The sequence below is a fragment of the Pedobacter chinensis genome (assembly GCF_003339865.1).
GTDB classification, from domain to species: Bacteria; Bacteroidota; Bacteroidia; order Sphingobacteriales; family Sphingobacteriaceae; genus Pedobacter; species Pedobacter chinensis.
On sequence record NZ_QPKV01000015.1, the window covers coordinates 42897 to 64139 of the forward strand.

Sequence of the window (21243 nt, forward strand, 5' to 3'; positions counted from 1 at the left end):
ATGGGAATTAAACTGATTATTTTAATGGCTACCTATAATGGTGCGAAGTATTTGAGACAGCAACTTGACAGCATAAAACTTCAAACTTACCGGGATTGGGAATTGTATATTCGTGATGATCAATCTACAGATGAAACACCGGTAATTTTACAATCGTATGCTGCTAAAGACAAGAGGATTAAATTATTGGATATAGCGGGCCCACATGGATCTCCAGGGCTTAACTTCAGTGTATTGTTTAATTATGTGAGCACAAAAAAAAACGACTATATTATGTTTGCAGATCAAGATGATGTTTGGAATTTAGATAAAATAGCAGTTTCCCTAAGTTTTATACAGGCATTAGAGCAAAAAGAAGCTAATGATTTGCCATTATTGGTTTACAGTAATTTTCAGTTTGTAGATGAGAAAACTTCAGTTCTTCATCAAGAATTACCCATGCCTTCAGAATTAATTATGCCTGTTTTACTTACAGCCAACTATGCTTATGGTTGTACAATGATGCTAAACCAAGCATTAGTTAATAAAATCAAGGTAATACCAGAAACCGCTGAGTTTCATGACTATTGGATTTCACTTGTAGCTTGTGTATTTGGAAAGGCGGTGCTCTTACCGCAGAAGCTACTAAAATATCGGCAGCATAATAGAAACGCAAGTACGAATGTTTATAGTCGTTCTATTGCATCTCGATTTCGACGATATATATACCGTCCAGCCGATCGATTACCTTTTTTAACCAGACAGCATAAAATGATTGGTGTTTTTTTTAAGACATATCAAAACGACTTAACTCAAGCAATGTCCTTTTTGATAAAGGAGTATCTTAAGGCTTTTAACCAAAGTAATGTTGCGTTATTGAGTTTCATGCTGAGGAAAAAGCTTAGAATGGTGGGTTTATTGCAAACTTTTGCTCATTTTTATATTGTAATCTACCTTAGAAAAAAAATTATTTCAGTTTAGCATGGTTTTTGCCCCTATGGAAAACGCCTGGAATATTGTTTTTTAAAAGCTTAAAATTAAATATGAACAAATTCTCAAAAAAATTAATTTAGCAACTTGAGAAACATTTACTAATTAAATATGTATACTTTAAAAATTCGAAACATTAGCTTAGGCACCATGTTGCTCATCGGCTCTTTATCTGCATCACTTCATGCACAAACACTACCTGTAGGTTTACTAGAAAATATAGAAGATTCTTATAGAAGACAACAGTTGCTTGGAAATGATACCTCGAATGTTTCTTATATCATCAGGCCTTTACCTATTTCCCCAGCTAATAATTTACTTCTAGGAGAGCAACGTAATGGTAATCTATTATATTTAGATAACTTCAGAAAAGAGCTTTATACTGGTAATGAAGGGAAAATTGCTTTTTATTTGCTTCCAGCAGTAGTACAGCAACAGTTTAATACTCATCACCCATATGGGATAAATGATGGCTCTATGGTTCAGGCCAAAGGTTATCAAACTCAAATCTCTGCCGGGGTATTTGCCAAAATTGGCCCGTTATCTATCCAGTTGCGCCCAGAGTATGTTTTTGCCGATAATACCGGTTTTCAAAAAATGAGTGACGCTAACGGAACCGTTTTCAAGGGGGTTGCTGCAAGAAATTTTTACAATAAGATTGATTTGCCTGATCGATTTGGCGACAGTAATTATAGTAAGTTGAGCTGGGGCCAGAGTAGTATTAGCCTAAATGCTGGTCCGGTGGCGGTTAGCCTTTCAAACGAAAATCTATGGTGGGGGCCGGGGGTAAGAAATTCTTTGCTGATGACCAACAACGCTTCGGGATTCAAACATTTAAGCTTAAGTACGACAAAACCAATCAAAACATATATTGGCTCTTTTGAAGCACAAATTATTGGAGGAAGATTAGAGCAGTCGGGTATTGCTGAGCCTACTGGTGTTGCCTTTGTGACTAAACCTGGTGATTGGAGGTATTTCTCTGGAATTGCATTAACTTATCAGCCTGAATGGGTTCCTGGTTTTTACCTGGGCCTCGACAGGACTTTCATTGTAAACAGAAGAGACATGGGTAGGGGATTTGCTGACTATTTTCCAATATTCAAATCTTTACCCAAAAAAGCATTTGTTAATCCGGATGGAACAAATGCAGAGGAAACCGTAAAGCAAGATCAATATATTTCATTTTTTGCTCGTTACGTATTGCCGGAAAGTAAGGCAGAAGTATATCTAGAGTATGGGCGTAACGATCATGCTTATGATTTAAGGGATGCCATTGTTGAACCTGAGCATACCCGGGCTTACGTTGCTGGATTTAGAAAACTTGTTCCCCTGATCCGTGAGGAGGAATATATACAAGTTGGTATGGAATTTACGCAGTTACAAAAAAACACAACACGCGAAACAAGAGCTAGCGAAACCTGGTATACACACTATCAGGTGTCAGACGGCTATACCAATAATGGACAGGTTCTGGGTGCCGGAATTGGACCAGGCAGTAATATGCAGTCATTAGATGTGAGCTGGGTAAAGGGGTTGAAAAAGATTGGGCTTCTGCTCGAACGTGTGGTTAACAATAACGATCTGCTATATAGTTATGCAGATGCTTCCGGAGAAAAGTCACAATATATAAACAGGCATTGGATTGATTTGGCATTTGGAGGAAAGTTTGCCTGGAACTTCGATAAGTTAATTATTAACTCTCAGCTTACTTATATCCGCTCTCTTAATTATCAGTATCAATGGGAAGTGGGCCCTGATTACTGGGAATGGAATAAAAAAGATGTGAATAATTTGCATTTAAAGGTAGGCATCCTATACCGTTGGTAATATTTTACTTTTTTACCCAATTTGTTGCTTTTGGAGTAATGATGCATCATTTTTTCTCAAAAAAATGCGAACTTTTTTTGTGTAATCCAAAAATATACGTTGTTAGGTGGTAATTTGAGAAAATTATTCATAATTTAGTAATAATAAATTAAAAATTGATTGCTATTTTTGGACATTCCTTGATATCAGTCTAAAATATCAGACTGTTATTTAAGGATTGCCCGTAAAATCTTATTTCAAATTATCTGTTCGTCCCTATGTTCTCTTTTTTCAAGCCGAAACCCCCACTAGTTACCGATCTTGGTTGGCTAGGTATTGATCTTCATTCGCATTTACTGCCGGGTGTTGATGATGGTTCACCCGATGTAGCAACATCTATCTCTTTAATTAAAGCACTCCACGAGTTAGGCATATACAAGTTCATTTGCACGCCACATATTTTTAAAGAATTATATCCCAATACGGCAGAAACCATAATGCCCGCATTGGCGGCTATAGAAACCGCTTTAAAACAAAATGACATTCAGGTTGAGGTTAGTGCCGCGGCAGAATACATGATCGACCATGATTTCCAGCTCGCGAACGATTTACTTTGCGTGGCCAGTAAGCACATCTTAATTGAAATGTCATACCTTAATGAAACGCCAAACATTGAACAAGTCATTTTCGATCTTCAAATTAAAGGTTATATCGTGATCCTGGCACATCCGGAGCGCTATAATTTTTACCATAACGATCATCAGCGTTACCACAGGCTTAAAGATATGGGCTGTTTGTTTCAATTGAATCTGCTCGCCGTCACGGGCTATTATGGCAAAGAAGTTAAACAGGCTGCTGCCTATCTGCTTAAAAATAAACTGTATGATCTTGCTGCTACAGACCTTCATCATGAAAAACATTTAAAGGTACTACAGCAAGTAGTCAAAACCGGAGATTTATTTCATCTGATTGGGCAATATCCTTTTAAAAATAAACAATTATTTAGCTAATTAGCGGAAATGATACCCATAATTAAGTAATTGAGCAATTAACTCAATTGATTTTTGAGTAAATTGTTATCTTTGCCAGCTTAATATTTATTCTATGAACAAACAATTGTCTTTGTGTTTTAAAAGTATTTCATTAATTTATTTGGCCTTAAGCCTTGCTGCCTGTTCATCTGTAAAAAATATTCGTTATTTTCAGGATGTTGGAGTAGCCGATTCGATAAGTCAGAAAAAAATGACTTCCTTTACCGAGCCAACCATTCAACCGGATGATATTTTAGCCATTTCTATCTTTACTACCGATCCCAATACTGGAGCTCAGGTAAATCAGGCTGGTGTACAGTCCATTCAAAGTTCAAATAATAGCGGAGGACAATCATCCCAACCGGCCATTAATGGTTTTTTAGTTGATAAAAACGGGGAGGTAGAGTTATCTATTTTGGGTAGAGTAAAATTATCGGGACTCACTACTTTTGAGGCCAGAGATCTTATACGTGAAAAAGCGGCAATCGATTTTAAAAAACCCACAGTTCAGGTGCGGTTTGCCAATTTTAAAGTTACCGTAATAGGCGAAGTTGCCCGCCCGGCCATATATACGCTTCCTAACGAGAAAGTAACAGTATTAGATGCCCTGAGTTTGGCCGGAGACCTTACACTGTATGGTAAAAGAGATAATATTATGGTAATCAGAGAAAAGGATGGCAAAAAAGAATTTGGCCGGTTAAATTTATACACTGCCGATATATTTAATAGTCCTTATTACTATTTAAAACAAAACGATGTTGTTTATATCGAACCGGTTAATGCCAAAGCATCAGCTTTAACTGCACCCACCCGTACTACTATCGGCATTGCCTTATCGGCAATTAGTATTTTAGTTTTAGCAATAACAAGGATATTTTAAATTGATAAGCAAAATTAGACTATAATCTATCATAATAATGGATATAACTCCTCAACATACACCATTCCCCATCGAAGATAAAGAAGCAACGTTTGATGTTAAGAGATTTTTAAGCCGATTGCTGTCTATCTGGCCCTGGTTTTTGGCCAGTATTTTCGTCGGCGTTCTTGCTGCACTGTTATACCTTCGGTATCAAACCCCAGTGTACAATATTACGGGCAGGTTGTTGGTAAACGACGATAAAAAGGGTGGTGTTTTAGGGCAAACTGATGCCTTGGGTAATATGAGTGGATTATTGGGTGCCAAAAACTCAGTAGATAATGAAGTAGAAGTACTAAAAACCAAAGATTTACTGGAAAAAGTGGTGTTGGATATGAAGCTAAATGTAAAGTATTACAAGAAAGGAAGCCTTCGAGATGTGGAACTTTATAAGTCGCCATTTAGTGTGGTTTTTTTAAAAGAAGCCGATACCATTAAAACCACCACTTTTAACCTGGAGCAGTTGCCCAATGCTAAACTTGCTTTAAAAACAGATGATATTGATATAGTGGTTGATTATGATAAACCAATATTTGTTAAAAATATAGGTTTCTTTCAAATTCACCGTAATGGCCCATTGCTTAATAAGGATATCCAATATAGTTTCCTGATAAAATCTGTTGATGCAGAGGTAGCCTTCCTGATGAAGAAAATTACGGTGGAAGTTACCAATAGACAAACAGCTATTATTAATTTGAGCATGGAATATCCCATACCAAAGAAAGGAGAGGATATTCTAAACAAATTGATTGAAAAATATGTGCAGGGAAATATTGATGATAAAAATATCATTGCCGATAGCACCATTAAATTTATAAAAAACCGTTTGGCCTATATTGGAGGAGAGCTTGGCGGTATAGAGGGCAACATACAAGGCTTTAAGGAACGCAATAACCTGATTGAAATGAGTGAGCAGAGTAAGATGCTGATTCAGAATACTTCGCAATATGTTAAAGGAATTGCCGAAATAGAAACCCAGCTTAGTATTTTAAATAGCCTTAAAGCTTACTTAAAGGATGAAAGTAAAAACCAGCGGGTATTGCCCAGTTCCCTTTTGCTTCCCGATGTCGTGTTTAACGGTTTGGTCGAAAGATATAATGGCCTCTTGTTAGAAAGAGACAGGTGGCTGACCGGAGTAACTGACACCAATCCCAAAATTGTTGATATTGATCATCAAATTGCTGCTTTGCGGGTAGATATGCTATCAAATCTCGAAAATTCGCAACGTAACTTAATCATCAATCGGGATGGATTACGAAGGCAAATGGCTGGTGTAGAAGGCAACATGAGGCAGGTACCAGAAGTAGAACGCAACTATCTCGATTTGGCCAGACAGCAGCAAATTAAGCAGCAGCTTTACTTGTTTTTGATGCAGAAAAGCGAAGAAACAGCCATCTCTAAAACCGCTAACCTATCCAACGCCAAAACCATCGATTCGCCTAAATCAGAGATCAATCCTATAAGGCCCAATAAACAAATAGTAACACTGGTTGGTTTCTTTGTTGGTCTTCTTTTTCCAATAGGCTTTATTTATTTGAAAGATATTTTTAATAACCGAATCGAAACTAAAGATGATATTACCAAGCTAACACAAGTGCCTGTTTTGGGCGAAATTAGCCACAATAAAATGGCCGATAACCTAATTGTATCATCCGATTCGCGGTCGGCAATTTCCGAGCAATTTAGAGGACTTAGAACCAACCTCTCTTTTTACTTACATAATAAAGATGAAAAAGTGATCCTGCTTACATCAAGCATGTCTGGAGAGGGAAAATCGTTTGTTACTATTAATTTAGGCAATGTGCTGGCCTTAACCGGTAAAAAAGTATTGTTAATGGAATTGGATTTACGCAAGCCAGGTTTATCAGTTAAATTTGGCGTAAAACCTCCTATTGGCTTTACCAATTTTATCATTAATGATAGCCTTAAAGCGAGTGAGTTAGTCGTGCCTTTAGCCACTCATCCTAATTTATATTTATTAAGCTCGGGCCCTATCCCGCCAAACCCTGCCGAAAGCTTAATGAGTAGCCGCATGGAAATACTAATGGATGACCTGAAAAAACAATTCGATTATATTATTATGGATGCGCCACCTATTGGATTGGTTACAGACGCACAACTATTATCAGCCCATGCCGATCTTTGTCTGTACCTGGTAAGACAGAAATACACCTTTAAGGAACAGTTGAATATTGTAGATGGGTTGTATAGAAGTAAGAAAATGAAGAAAATAGGAATAGTGGTAAATGATATCGTAGAAAATAAAGGCTACGGTTATGGCTATGGCTATGGCTATGGTTATGGCTACGGTACCTATAATACTGAGACGACAAAAAAGAAGAGTTGGATGCAACGTTTGGGTTTAAAAAAAGGTTAAGGCCTTAATTTAGAATGGCAAAACTTTGATTACTGAAGCGGCTGAATTCACATGTTAATATAGAATAGTGGTAAATCAATCTGTAATACGAAAATGCAAGTTTGAGTAATAACCCAAATTAAAATATTCTGTTATAAATCAAAGAATATATAATGAAAGAAAGCTTTTTTTATGACTTTTTAAGGGGAATTGCAATTGCTGTCATTGTAGTACTCAATTCTTGATCGTTAGCCTCACTATATTTGTTTATGCTCTGTTTGGGGCTTTTTATTAAGAAAATTAATGCTAAGGCATTTCAAGTGCTTAGTTTCTAATATTACTATATGTCAGATTCAAAAAGAATAGCTAAAAATACAATGTTGCTTTACATCCGGATGTTTCTTACTATGGGTGTAAGCCTTTATACTTCCCGGGTTGTACTCAACGCTTTAGGTATTCAAGATTACGGGATTTATAGTGTAGTAGGCGGCGTTGTAACTCTTTTTACTTTCTTTAATTCTGCAATGTCTTCTGCAACACAACGTTTTTTGGCAATGGATGTTGGAAAAAAAGATCATGTAGGACTTCGCAAAACATTTAATTCAGCCTTGGTTATACATATTGGTATTGCTTTATTGGTTTTATTAATTGCCGAAACGATAGGGTTATGGTTTGTAAATTATAAATTGAATTTACCAGTAGGTAGAATAAATGAGGCAAATTTTGTTTATCAGTTCTCTATAATGGCGAGCATGATAGGTATTACGCAAGTACCCTTTAATGCATTGATTATTGTAAGGGAGCGCATGAATGTTTTTGCAGTGATAAGTATAATAGAGGTAATTTTAAAACTGTTAATTGTATACCTGTTATATCTGTCTTCTTATGACAAGTTAGAAACTTATGCTGTACTACTTTTTATAACTCCGCTTATTATTTCTACGATATATAAAATATATTGTTTGAAAAACTTTAAAGAGAGTGCATTCAGATTTTACAAGGATAAGACCTTTTATAAGACGTTGATCTCTTATTCGGGCTGGAACCTGTTTGGAAATATTGCTTATGTAGCTAAAGGCCAAGGAACAAATATGTTATTAAATGTTTTTTTTGGAACGGTAGTTAATGCAGCTTATGGAATTATGAATCAAGTGCAAACTGCGGTAAATTCTTTTGTGTCAAATTTTCAAATGGCAGTTAATCCACAAATTTATAAGAATTATGCACAAGGCAATATGCAGCAAATGCATAAACTGATGATTCAATCATCCAAATTTTCTTATTATTTGATGTTTGTTTTGGTTTGCCCAATTATTTTTAATGTTCATTTTATATTGATTTGGTGGCTCAAAAACCCACCGCAATACACGGCTATACTTGTTAATTTGGCGCTGATAAATTTATTAATAGAGTGTCTTTCCAGGCCACTAGCCACTGGCTCATTGGCTACAGGTAAAATTAAATGGTATCAGATCACAGTTGGCTCTATATTGTTTTTAAATTTACCTTTAAGCTATTTAGCTTTTAAAATTGCTAAGGACCCCTCCCTCTTTTTGTATATCACAATAGTCCTCTCATTAATAACTCTTGTTATAAGACTGATGTTTCTTAAAAAAATGGTGGCTTTAGGTCTCTCAATTTTTGCTAAGGAGGTTTTCCTCCCTATATTATATATTACCTGTTTATGTGTAGGGCTATTATATGCTTTCAATTTTTTTGCCGGGCAATCAGACACCTTCTTCAAATTGATTTGGGAAAGTTTAGTCATCGTCACAGTAACCTTAACGGTAATTTTTTCACTTGGCTTTAAGAAATCAGAGAAAGCAATGGTGTATAACTTGATTAGAAAAAAACTAGGATGATGAAAGTAAACGTAGAGAGGGCATTTGAGCACTAATTTTAAAGATGATTAGTATTACTTTAATTTATAAAACTAGTTTAATATGAAAATACGGAATGTTTTGAACTTAATACCCGGATATAAGTGGGCTTCTGGGGTTCGTAAAAGAAAACAATGGCTCAAATATAATTGGTATGATAAAAACCGCCCAATAAAAGAAGGCGAAGTTAATGTCTATTATTACAAAAGACCTAACCAGATTGATAATGTAGGTGATATGTTATCTCCTATTGTAGTTGATATGGTAAAAGAACATCTTAACCTGCAAAATAAAAAAGGAAGAACAGAAAGAATGTTTGCCATAGGTTCTGTGATAACGGCTGCCAAATCTGATATGGTAATATGGGGTAGTGGGGTTCATTTTGAGAATTCTATTATGCCAAAAGTAGATTTGGACATCAGAGCGGTTAGAGGTCCGTTATCTAAAGAGAAATTAGTTCAAAACAGGTTTAAATGTCCTGAATATTATGGTGATCCAGCGTTACTTTTGCCACTTTTTTATCAACCCAATACAACAAAGCAATACGACTATACAATCATTGCTCACTTTTCCAAAGATAAGGAGATCAGTGATAAGTATAAAGAAAATCAAATTAGCACTTTAACATCTGACTGGAAAGGGTTTATAGATAGACTAGCTTCATCTAAATATGTAATTAGCGGCTCGCTTCACGGAATAATTATCGCCGAAGCGTATGGTGTTCCAGCAATACTTTTAGATCTTCTAGATGGCGATATGTTTAAATATAAAGATTACTATTATAGTACCGGAAGAAAGGATATAATCGTTGCCAAGTCTGTTGAGGAAGCATTGAAAGAAAGAAAGAGTATGCCGCCCATAGGTAATTTAGAGAAGCTTCAATCAGATTTAATTCAATCATTCCCAAAAGATTTATGGGAATAAGGCCTAAAAGAAGCGAGTTTTTTCAGAACATCCATTTGAGTTCAAGGCTGTTCATATTAATACGATAGAAAATGGTTAGTTTTATAATACCCTCCTACAACAGAAACTCCTATTTGATCCAACTTTTGGAATCTGTTATATCTCAAGATTATAAGAATATTGAAATTATTGTAGTTGATGATAATTCATCTGATGAAACTGAGTCTACGATGAGAAATTATGCAGAGCAATATCCTTTCATCCATTATTACCGAAACAAAAAAAATATGGGCTGTGGGTTCAACCGGGGTTTTGGATTTAATCAAAGTAAAGGTGAATATATAGTTTTTGCGGATGATGATGATTATTATACCGATAACGCTTTTTTAAGTAAATGCATAAAAATCTTTGAACAATATGATGATTTGTCTTTTGTATCAGGCTTAACCTATATTTTAATCGAAAAAACGGGTCAAAAGAAAAAAATACCAATGAATATTCGCGGTTACATGGAAAAAGCGAAATATTTAGAAAATTTTAGTTTCAAATATAGTAAACCACAGTCTACATTTCCAACATTATTTAAGCGAAAATCCCTGGAACTGGCTGGAGTGAAAGAAATGGAGATGGTAAATGATGTCTCTATCTATATGAGAATGCTATTGTATGGGGGTGCATATATATTAGATGATTTTATTGGAGTGTATCGCGTGCATGACAATAACATTACGAAATCGCTTACTTCTGATTTTATTATTGAGAACTTAGATGAAAAGAAGTATATTTTTGGAAAGGGCAAGGATCAAAATGTAATATCTGACAAAAACTGGATGACGAAACAATTTTTTTTAACCATCAGTTATTTTTTTAGTTATTCTAAAACAAATATTTCAGATTTGCGCAAAATCTTAAAATGGGGCAATGAAAATCTTTCGGCTGAAGATGCTCCGAAAACAGCTATTATTAAATCCTATTTAAAAGGTTCCTTTAAAAAGAATTTGCTTTTTCCAGCAAAACAATTTGTAAAGAAAATTTTGAAACCAAAGAAATGATATTAATCGAAGTAAACATAAAGGGAGAAAACGGCCCAACTAATTTGGAAACTATTAGTGTTACTTGTTATTTAAAAATTAGTTTGATATGAATATACGAAGTTTTTTGAACTCAATACCGGCATATAAATGGGCTTCTGGGTTAAATCAAAGGAGAAAATGGCTCAAATATAATTGGGGCGATAAAAATCGGCCAATAAAGGATGGAGAGGTAACTGTTTATTATTACAAAAGATTTAATAAGATAGATAATGTTGGCGACCTATTATCCCCTATTGTGGTTGATATGGTAAAAGAGCATCTTAACCTAGTAAATCAAAAGCACATAACCAAAAGGATGTTTGCCATTGGGTCAGTGATTACCGCTGCAAAATCAGATATGGTGGTATGGGGTAGTGGAGTTCATTATGAAAATTCCATAATACCGAAAGTGAATTTGGATATCAGGGCAGTTAGGGGTCCGTTATCAAGAGAGAAATTGATTCAAAGTGGATTTAAATGCCCCGAATATTTTGGCGATCCAGCATTATTGCTGCCTCTTTTTTACAAGCCGAACACAGAAAAGCAGTATGAGTATACAATTATTCCGCACTTTTTTAAGGATGCCGAGATCAGCGCGGAATTTAAGGAGAATCAAATTAGTACCTTAACTTCTGATTGGAGGGGATTCATAGATAGACTTGCGTCGTCTAAATATGTGATCAGTGGCTCACTTCATGGAATAATTATCGCTGAGGCATATGGAGTTCCGGCAATACTAATTGATTTGCTGGATGGTGATATGTTTAAGTATAAGGATTATTATTACAGCACTGGAAGAAAGGACATCATTGTTGCCAAGTCTGTTGAGGAGGCATTAAAAGAACGAAAGAGTATGCCACCTATAGGTAATTTGGAAAAGCTTCAGTCAGATTTAATTCAATCATTTCCAAAAGATTTATGGCAATAAGCCTACAAATATCTTAAAGCTATGCTATACTACTGTAAAAATCATCAAGCGGATTTCGTTCCTGACAAAATAAAAAAGGAATTGGAGCAATATAAATTTGTGTTTAACCCGAGTTTTGTATTATTTAAGAAAATCCAGTATTGGGCTTTTAGATGTTATTCAGAACTTCACAAAGAAATTTTGGCTGTAATTTACATATATGATGAAAATTCGTCATCACTTACAATCCATAACTTGAATCCTATTTTTAAAGAGCAGTATGGTATAAAACCTGCAGATCCAAAATTATTAAGAATTGAAGATAAAGTATATTGCACGCTAAACACTGGTTACAGTGCCAAAACACAAAATAGCGTTTTTTTGATACAAATAACTGGAAATTTGGATATTAAGCGGTGTAATATCGAAAAAAGGAGCATGGTAGAAAAAAATTGGGCTTTCTTTGAGCAGAACGGGAAGTTAAAAATGCTATATTCTATTTCCCCTGTTTGTAAAATATATACATTATCATCTGTAAATCAAGATGAGATGTTTTTTGAGGAGGAAAGACAAGTCAAAAATAACTTAGGCTCACTGAGTATTGGTACCCAGCCAGTATTAAATAATAATACAATCTATCTGATGGCGCATCGGAAATATAGTTTTTTAAAGAAGCGACTATACCTTGGAGTTCCAGTAACGATTGATCTAAATACCTTGGATGTAAAAGCTAGTTCCGTGAGTTTAGTTCATTCGCTAATGTCTATGTTTGGGAGTACTTTTAGGTTTAATAAAAATTTAATTTCTTGTACCTATATATCAGGGTTACAGATGAATTTTGCAGATCAAAAAGCAAAAATAACTTATGGAATTAATGATGTTTCCTGGCAAGCTATGCAAGTAAATTTAAATGACCTATGGTAATTGATGTTTATGCTTTTGGGAATAAAATAGAATAATATAAAAAGTAATTAGCTGTTACAATGAAAAGAGTGCCGAAAAAAAACATCCTTCTGAAAATACCTTTTTTAAAAGGTATCTTACAACCTTTGAAAGAAAAAATCCTTAAAAAAAGATGGTTGAAATACGTTTGGGGAGATCCATCTAGGCCTGTTAAAGAAGGGATGGTAAACGTATACTATTTTAAATGGCATAACGAGGATAATGTTGGAGATTTACTTTCCATAGTAACTGTTAATTTTGTAAAAGAAAAATTAAAATTAAAGGATACTAAAAAAGATAAAACAGTAAGGATGTTTGCTATTGGTTCAGTAATCCATGCAGCTAAATCAGATATGGTAATATGGGGTAGTGGAATAAGAAATTCTCAAACACACCCACCTCATGTCAATTTTGATATCAGAGCAGTGAGAGGCCCCCTGACCAGGAGAAGGATGATGGACAATGGATTTGAATGCCCGGAGATCTACGGGGATCCTGCGCTACTGATGCCTATTTTCTACAATCCAAAAATTGAAAAGAGATATGACTACACTATCATCCCACATTATTACAAGGAGGACGATATTCCTTCTCAATATAGAGATAAAATGATTTCTACTTTTACATCAGATTGGAAAGGATTCATAGACAGAATTGTTGCATCGGAATATGTTATTAGTAGTTCACTACATGGACTAATACTTGCAGAGGTTTATGGTGTGCCAGCTATCTTATATGACGTGGAAAACGATGTATTTAAGTATGAAGATTATTTTCAAGGTACGGGTAGAACTAATATTCCAATAGCAGAATCCTTGGAATTTGCTATTCAAAACAGGCCGGCTACTGTTCCTATTCCTAACATTGAAAAAAATCAGCAAAATTTATTAGAGTCTTTTCCTAAAGATTTGTGGTATTAATTTTAAAAATCAAAAGAATGATGAAGGATTATAAATTAAATAAAGCACTGGTATTATTTGTTGTACTCGGAGCTATTTCATTTTGCGTAAAAGGTCAGTTGAATCATTCGGGTCCGTATTTAATGGATGAGTTAAGCCATCAACAAAATGTGGAATTATTTAAGAAAAAGGATAAAGACTTTCTCAGAAAAGTTCAAATTTTAGTGAAAAAATCTGACATAATACTTAAAAATCCTAATTATTCTGTAACTTTTTTTAAAGACGGTAAAATTGCACCGTCTGGTAATAAGCATGATTACTATAGTATTTCCACCTATCACGATTTAGATGAAAAAGGAAATATACGCTTTAAAGACGGTAAGCGTAATTCCTCGATAAGGGATTTTAGAGACAAACAACAACTATGGGATATGGTTGTTGACTTGCAAGTACTTTCTTTAACCTATTATTTTACTAAAGATGAGCGGTATGGTAAGAAGGCAAGAGAATTATTGAGTGTTTTTTTCTTAAACAAAGAAACCGCAATGAACCCTAATCTCAATTACGCCCAGGTTAGGCCAGATACAAAACTTGGAACTTTTTCAGGATTAGTCGATGTGGTAGTAATTACACAAATTCCAGATATCTTTTACTTATTTAAGGGTTCTAAAAATTTCGATAATCAATTTACGAATCGAATTGTAGATTGGTTTAAACAATATTTACAATGGCTTCAACAAAGTAAACCAGGAAAAATCGCCTCTATTCAGAAAAACAATCAGGTAAATTATTACAATACCCAAGTAGCAGTTTTTAAATTATTTACAGGGAGAGATCCGGAAACGGTAAAAAAGGAAGTTTATGACAAGGCAATCAAAAGCGTTCAAATACAAATTGATTCAGAGGGCAAACAACCTTTAGAATTGAAAAGAGCCACCCCGATTGGTTATAGCGTTTATAATTTAAAAGGCATTATGCTTTTAGCTTCATTATCAGATAATATAAAGGGAAAAGATATCTGGAATTACAGTTATAACGGCAGTAGCTTAAAAAGTGCATTGCAATGGTTAAATAAAACTTATAAAGACCAAGGTTCTAAAAATATTAGGGTAAACGCTAATTATGAAACAATAACATCAACTACTTTATGGGATTTATACATGCGTGCCATTCCGAGAATAAAAGGTTTACAAGTGGATAATACAGTGCTTAATAGAAAAAACGATAATTTACTGGCAACCTATTTTATGTCTAGAAATAAACTAAAATAAATAATAATTAGCTTTTTCTTTCAAAAAGAATTAAATGACTATTTACATAATTTTATACGGGCTACTTTTATTCTCAGTTTTTTTTGACACGGAAGGGGTATCTTTAAAATCCAAAAAGGAAATCCTAATCTGGTGGGTAATAATTTTTACCTTATTTAGAGGCCTTAGATGGGATACAGGTACCGATTGGGATCAGTACTTACACGTTTTTCAGGCTTCAAGAATGGATAATATCTTTAACTATGCTAGAAATGGCGGTGCCATTAGTATGGAGCCAGGATATGTCTTTATTAACGCCATTGTAAAGGTACTTGGAGGGAATTACACAATATTTTTATTATTGACGAATTTGCTGGTGCTATGGGCTTATTACAAATTTTCTGTGACGAATTCAAAAACCCCTATTATGGTTTTTGTGTTAATTATGTTCAGTACACAGTTTTTTCCTGTGAGGATTGGTATTGCGGTAGGGATACTAATGATTGGACTGTTTGATCTTTCTAAATTAAATGTTAAGAAAGGTTTGTTTTTTACCTTCTTAGCATTTACCGTACATTCATCGTCCATTATTTTTGCTCCTGTTTTTGTTTTAGGTACTAGAAGATTTAAGCCTTCGACAAATTTAGCAGTTGGGGTTGCAATAGGTTTTCTCATTTTAGGGGAAACCCCTTTATTTAAAACCTTTTTGACCACTATTTCTGAAAACATTGATTTTTTGGGTGATGATATAGCCCATAAGTTCGATAATTATTTGGATTTTGATATTGTCAAAAAAGGTGCAATTATAGCTGTAGGTGGAATGATTAATAATGTTCTTTTCATTATATTATTGTTTTTATTTGGGAAAATGATTGATAAGGTACTTAAAATCTCTTCTTATAAAGAAAGCGAAATTTATTTCACTTTTCTATTCAATACATTTTTTGTATTCGTTATGATTTCGATAGTATTTCAGGGTGATGCTATGGCAGGATTAAGAAGGTTGCAGAATTATTTTATGTTTGCATTTCCTTTGCTGTTTTCTTATTTCATTTATCGTAATAAAAAAATCTATCCTTATCTGAGCGTATTTTTAACCTTTGGGTTAATATTTTATGCATTATTTAGGTCGTATTCCTTGTTTTTTGGAGGATATCCTGCAGCTCATTTTCCTTATAAATCCATATTTGACTATGCCTTTTAATTATTTATATGAAAAAAAGTAACAATATTTTTTACGCCTGGGTAAAGTATCAAAGAAGAGCAGCATCAATGCAAGAATCTTTAGGTTATGAGTTAAATTTTATAGATTTCAACTTGAAAAAAAAGGTGCTGAAACCTTTGGACTATATGTTAAAATCTTGCAAAACATTAGGCAGCTTAATCATACAGCAACCAACAGTTTTATGGTTACAATTACCCCCAAGTCCTTTGTTATACATCGCTTTGTTTTACAAAAAGATCAATAAAGATGCAATTCTAATAGTGGATTGCCACAATGGAGTATTTTGGGGAAAATGGAAGAAATACCTAAGTGTAGATAAGCTAAATCAATTCGACATAATTTTAGTTCACAATTATTTAATAAAGGAAATTGCAGAAGATTTTGGTTTAGATAAGGAAAAATTGGTAATCTTGGAAGATAAACCAGCAATCAAGAATTCTAGTCTTAAAGGGGATGTTTTGCCTTCAAAAAAAACAACTGTTTTAATGCCTTGTAGTTTTAATGCGGACGAACCCATTGATGTGGTGTTTGAAGCAGCATCGCAAATTCCGGAAATAGATTTTTTAATTTCAGGACCAAAAGACAAAGGTGAATTACTTTTCGATTTTTCAAAAAGACCCGAAAATGTACAATTGATTGGTTACCTGTCTTTAGAGGATTATGAGAGAGTATTCCGTAGTGCAGATGCCGTTTTGGGATTAACGACAGAGGATCATATCCAATTAAGTGTAGCCAATGAAGCAACCGGTTTTGAAATTCCAATGGTAATATCCGATACCCCGCTTTTAAGGAATTTATTTAACAAAGGGGCCGTCTACGTAGAAACCTTGAATTCACAATCTATAGCAAATGGAATTAAGGAAGCTCTAGATAATAGGAAGAAATTAAAAAATGAAGTCAAAGAGTTGAAAACCGAAAGAATTCAAAAGTGGGAAAAAATGGCAGGCGATTTAGTTGAAAGGGTAAATGCAATTTCCGTACACATTAGGCAATTAAGGAGATAAAAAATTTAATCGCTCGAAATTCATTTGGTAAAAGTAGCAGGAAATCATAGAGAATGATTCTAATATAGAGTTTTCTTGCTCAAAGATATTTAGACTAAGAGAAATATAATGACTATACACTTATGGGAAATAAAGTCAAACTTCTAGCCGTTGCCTCAATTGGAGGACATTGGGTACAATTGCTTCGTATTGTCAGTCCTGATAATGCAGAAATTAGCGTAACTTATCTATCTACCCATCCTAAATGTGCGATTATGGTTGAAGGTCAAAAATTTTATGCCATTACAGATTTTAGTCGCTGGAACTTTTATAAATTAATCCCTACGTTTTTTAAGGCCTTAAAAATAATTCAAAAAGAGCGTCCTAATATAGTTGTTTCTACAGGCGCCGCCCCTGGTCTTGTGGTTTTACTTGCTGCTAAACTGTTGGGGAAAAAGACCGTTTGGATAGATAGTATAGCCAATGTACAACATTTGTCATTAAGTGGCAATATTGCTTCTAGATTTGTAACTCGGACCTTTACACAATGGGAATCGCTTAAAACCCATAAAATTTTATATGCTGGGAACGTTTTAGAACAATAATTAATCAATAAATTTGTATGATATTCGTTACAATAGGTACACAAATTTCGTTTGATCGTTTTATAGAAGCGATTGATGAAATTGCCGGTTTGATAGATGAACCTATTATCGTTCAGGGAATTAAAGGTGGTTATCAAACTAAAAATGTGAAGACAGTTGATTTTTTGAATCCTGATGAATTTAATAAATTGATGGAAGGTGCACGTTTAATAGTCGGTCATGCTGGTATGGGCACTGTTTTATCCGCACTGAAATATGAAAAACCCATTATTATTTTTCCGCGTATAGCCTCTTTAAGAGAGCATAGAAACGATCATCAAATGGTTACTGCCATGAGGATGAATGAATTAGGGTACGTGCATGTAGCATACGACAAAAAACAACTTAAAGCATTGATATTAAACAATGATTTGAAACCGTTGAAAAAATTGAATCAGGATGCTTCAAATAATATGATTAATTTTATCATTAATTCGTTGAACAAGAATTAGAAAACGCAAAATTAGAGTTATTAGTACTTGTGTTCATAAACATTATTAGACCTCGAAATAGAGAGAATAATTTAACATCAGGGATTTTCTCTATTGAAAAATATATTAATTATGAAAAACTTAAAAATTAGTGTTTTGTATAAGTAAGCATCAGGTTTAGTTTTGAGAAAAGAGGCGTATTGAGAGTTTAAGTATATTTGGCAGATTCCCGTAAATATATAATGGTTTAGAGATAATGAAAACTTAATGATAGCCTATTTTTAATTTATTTTAACCAACGACCTAAAGTAATGTAATACTTCGTGAGATTGCAGTAGGTGGTCGATTAACCGAACAATAACAAATTACTGAAATTTAAAAAATTATGACGAATAATTACGTTCTAATTATGGCTGGCGGTGTCGGCAGCCGCTTTTGGCCGAAAAGCCGCAATAATTTCCCTAAACAATTTATTGATATCCTTGGGATTGGCAAGTCATTATTACAATTGACTTATGAGCGTTTTTTAAACATTTGTCCGGCCGATCAAATTTACATCCTGAGCAATGACCAGTATGTGGGAGTCATTAAAGAACAACTTCCGGAATTATCTGCTGCAAATATCATTGCAGAACCCAGCAGGAACAATACGGCACCCTGCATAACTTATGCTTCTTTTAAGATTGCCAACCTCAATCCGGCAGCCAATATTGTTGTAGCTCCTTCTGATCATTTGATCTTGAGAGAAGATGTTTTCGTGAACAAAATTAAGGAAGCTTTGGAGTTTGCAGAGCAAAATCCGGCATTGCTGACCCTTGGCATCAGCCCAAGCAGGCCAGATACCGGATATGGTTACATTAACTACAAACGGGAGACTCAAGGCACAATATATAAAGTAGCGAGATTTTTGGAAAAACCAAATCTTGAAAAAGCAAAGGAGTTCTTGTCCAGCGGGGATTACCTCTGGAATGCAGGGATTTTCATCTGGAAAGTATCGAGCATTTTGGATGCCCTGAAAAAGCATGCACATGACATCTATACCCTGTTTTTAAAAGGTGCGGAGTTTTACAACACACCACAGGAACAGGAATTCATCAAAGAGAATTATCCCCTTTCTCCAAACATTTCTATCGATTATGCCATCCTGGAAAAGGCAGATAATGTATACACCATTCCAGGAGAATTCGGCTGGTCTGATCTTGGTACATGGGCCTCACTTTATGAGGTACTGGATAAAGATGAACAGGACAATGTATTTCATGGCTATAATGTGAATTTACAGGATACACGTAATTGCATGATTCAGTTACCTAAACACAAAATTGCGGTTATTAAAGGGCTGGATAACTATATTGTGGTCGATGATGGGGATGTATTGCTCATTTATCCGAAAAATAAGGAGCAGGAAATAAAAGAAGTATCAAAAAATATCGTAGCTGTTTGTGGTAAACAGTTTTCTTAATCTAAATTTAATTACCAATGACTAAAATTACAAGCATTTGCTGCATCGGTGCAGGCTACGTTGGAGGACCTACTATGGCGGTTGTAGCCAAACAATGCCCACACATTAAGGTTACCATTGTAGATTTAAATGAAGCGAGAATTGCAGCCTGGAATGACGTTGATGTGAATAACATTCCCGTATACGAGCCAGGCTTAAGCGAAGTGGTGGCAGAGGCCAGGGGCAGAAATTTATTTTTTTCTACGGATGTAGACCGGGCAATTGAAGAAGCGGAGATGGTTTTTATTTCCGTAAATACCCCAACCAAAACGTATGGTGCTGGTAAAGGGATGGGGGCAGATTTAAAGTGGATCGAATTGTGTGCCCGTCAGATTGCCAGGGTATCTAAAACAGATAAAATTATTGTAGAGAAATCTACATTGCCGGTGCGTACCGCAGAGGCCGTAAGAGATATCTTACACAACACTGGAAATGGTGTTAATTTTCAGGTGTTATCCAATCCGGAGTTTTTGGCAGAAGGCACTGCTGTAGATGACCTGTTGAATCCTGACCGGGTATTGATCGGCGGAGATGCAAACCCGGAAGGACAAGAGGCTGTGCAGGCTTTGGTGGATGTTTATGCCAACTGGATTCCAAGAGAGCGTATTTTAACCACAAATGTCTGGTCTTCTGAATTATCTAAACTGGTAGCCAATGCTTACCTGGCACAAAGGATCTCTTCTATCAATTCCATTTCTGAACTTTGTGAAAAAACAGAGGCAAATGTGAATGAAGTTGCGAGGGCTATTGGTACAGACAGCAGGATCGGCCCTAAATTTTTAAAAGCTTCTGTAGGTTTTGGGGGTTCATGTTTTCAGAAGGATATCCTGAACCTGGTTTATATTTCCCGTTCCTTTGGTTTGCAGGAAGTTGCAGATTACTGGGAGCAGGTGATCATTATGAATGATCACCAGAAAAAGCGCTTTGCACTAAATATTGTAAAAGACTTATATAATACGGTATCGGGCAAGAAGATCGCTTTCTTAGGCTGGGCCTTTAAAAAAGACACAAACGATACCAGGGAATCGGCAGCCATTTATGTGGCCGACGAACTTTTAAACGAGCAGGCCACTATACAGGTTTATGATCCTAAAGTTGAAGATAAACAGATTTATGCAGATCTTGATTACTTAGGCACCAGAAGCCCCGATTTAAATAAAAAGGGAGTAACGGTATCAGAAGACCCTTATGCTGCCTGTGCTGATGCGCATGCCATTGCAGTTCTGACTGAATGGGATGAATTTATAGACTACGACTGGCAGCGTATTTATGACGGGATGCTTAAGCCGGCTAAAATATTTGATGGCAGAAACATTCTGGATCACAAAAAACTCCGAGCGATTGGTTTTAAAGTAAGTGGTATTGGTATGTAAGATATATTTAGAACTTTCTTAGTTATTTATTAGATATGCCAGTATTTATAATGAATGACTTGCAACTATTAGTAATTATCATAGAAAAATCGATTTTTTATGATAATTATTCTTTTTTTTAGATTTTTGCCTTGTAACAGTTTAAAAGCTG

18 protein-coding genes are annotated in these 21243 nt (G+C 34.9%); all 18 read left to right on the forward strand.

Going from position 1 to position 21243, the window contains the following annotated elements:
- The 18 genes from DU508_RS22495 to DU508_RS22580 all read left to right on the forward strand — a co-directional run bounded on the left by DU508_RS22495 (position 1) and on the right by DU508_RS22580 (position 21092).
- Positions 1-960 (forward strand): glycosyltransferase family 2 protein, encoded by a 960-nt coding sequence (locus DU508_RS22495; protein WP_115404918.1) that lies wholly within the window; start codon positions 1-3, stop codon positions 958-960.
- A 120-nt stretch (positions 961-1080) separates the two neighbouring features.
- Positions 1081-2796: a capsule assembly Wzi family protein gene (locus DU508_RS22500; protein WP_115404919.1), complete on the forward strand. Its 1716-nt coding sequence runs from the start codon at positions 1081-1083 to the stop codon at positions 2794-2796.
- Positions 2797-3053: 257 nt separating this feature from the next.
- The gene (locus DU508_RS22505) at positions 3054-3785 is read left to right on the forward strand and encodes a tyrosine-protein phosphatase (protein WP_115404920.1); all 732 of its coding nucleotides are present in this window, start codon (positions 3054-3056) and stop codon (positions 3783-3785) included.
- 94 nt (positions 3786-3879) lie between these two features.
- Positions 3880-4686, forward strand: a complete 807-nt coding sequence (locus DU508_RS22510; RefSeq protein WP_115404921.1) for a polysaccharide biosynthesis/export family protein — start codon at positions 3880-3882, stop codon at positions 4684-4686.
- A gap of 37 nt (positions 4687-4723) precedes the next feature.
- Positions 4724-7102 (forward strand): GumC family protein, encoded by a 2379-nt coding sequence (locus DU508_RS22515; protein ID WP_115404922.1) that lies wholly within the window; start codon positions 4724-4726, stop codon positions 7100-7102.
- A 323-nt stretch (positions 7103-7425) separates the two neighbouring features.
- Positions 7426-8943, forward strand: a complete 1518-nt coding sequence (locus tag DU508_RS22520; protein WP_115404923.1) for a lipopolysaccharide biosynthesis protein — start codon at positions 7426-7428, stop codon at positions 8941-8943.
- A gap of 81 nt (positions 8944-9024) precedes the next feature.
- Positions 9025-9885, forward strand: a complete 861-nt coding sequence (locus DU508_RS22525) for a polysaccharide pyruvyl transferase family protein (RefSeq protein ID WP_115404924.1) — start codon at positions 9025-9027, stop codon at positions 9883-9885.
- 71 nt (positions 9886-9956) lie between these two features.
- The gene (locus DU508_RS22530) at positions 9957-10916 is read left to right on the forward strand and encodes a glycosyltransferase family 2 protein (RefSeq protein WP_115404925.1); all 960 of its coding nucleotides are present in this window, start codon (positions 9957-9959) and stop codon (positions 10914-10916) included.
- A gap of 88 nt (positions 10917-11004) precedes the next feature.
- The gene (locus DU508_RS22535) at positions 11005-11865 is read left to right on the forward strand and encodes a polysaccharide pyruvyl transferase family protein (RefSeq protein WP_115404926.1); all 861 of its coding nucleotides are present in this window, start codon (positions 11005-11007) and stop codon (positions 11863-11865) included.
- A gap of 21 nt (positions 11866-11886) precedes the next feature.
- On the forward strand, positions 11887-12768 hold the full coding sequence (locus DU508_RS22540; RefSeq protein WP_115404927.1) for a hypothetical protein: 882 nt from the start codon (positions 11887-11889) through the stop codon (positions 12766-12768).
- Between the two features lie 59 nt (positions 12769-12827).
- Complete coding sequence (locus DU508_RS22545) at positions 12828-13706, forward strand: polysaccharide pyruvyl transferase family protein (protein ID WP_115404928.1); 879 nt, start codon at positions 12828-12830, stop codon at positions 13704-13706.
- 17 nt (positions 13707-13723) lie between these two features.
- Entirely contained in the window at positions 13724-14956 is a 1233-nt protein-coding gene (locus tag DU508_RS22550) for an alginate lyase family protein (protein ID WP_147273674.1), read from the forward strand.
- A 34-nt stretch (positions 14957-14990) separates the two neighbouring features.
- On the forward strand, positions 14991-16139 hold the full coding sequence (locus DU508_RS22555) for an EpsG family protein (RefSeq protein ID WP_115404930.1): 1149 nt from the start codon (positions 14991-14993) through the stop codon (positions 16137-16139).
- Between the two features lie 8 nt (positions 16140-16147).
- On the forward strand, positions 16148-17164 hold the full coding sequence (locus tag DU508_RS22560) for a glycosyltransferase (protein WP_115404931.1): 1017 nt from the start codon (positions 16148-16150) through the stop codon (positions 17162-17164).
- Between the two features lie 122 nt (positions 17165-17286).
- Complete coding sequence (locus DU508_RS22565) at positions 17287-17748, forward strand: glycosyltransferase family protein (RefSeq protein WP_115404932.1); 462 nt, start codon at positions 17287-17289, stop codon at positions 17746-17748.
- 17 nt (positions 17749-17765) lie between these two features.
- The gene (locus DU508_RS22570; RefSeq protein ID WP_115404933.1) at positions 17766-18239 is read left to right on the forward strand and encodes a glycosyltransferase; all 474 of its coding nucleotides are present in this window, start codon (positions 17766-17768) and stop codon (positions 18237-18239) included.
- A gap of 364 nt (positions 18240-18603) precedes the next feature.
- Positions 18604-19680, forward strand: a complete 1077-nt coding sequence (locus tag DU508_RS22575; protein ID WP_233509712.1) for a mannose-1-phosphate guanylyltransferase — start codon at positions 18604-18606, stop codon at positions 19678-19680.
- A gap of 17 nt (positions 19681-19697) precedes the next feature.
- A complete protein-coding gene (locus tag DU508_RS22580; protein ID WP_115404935.1) occupies positions 19698-21092 on the forward strand; it encodes a nucleotide sugar dehydrogenase in 1395 nt (464 codons plus the stop codon).
- The last annotated feature ends 151 nt before the right edge of the window (positions 21093-21243 follow it).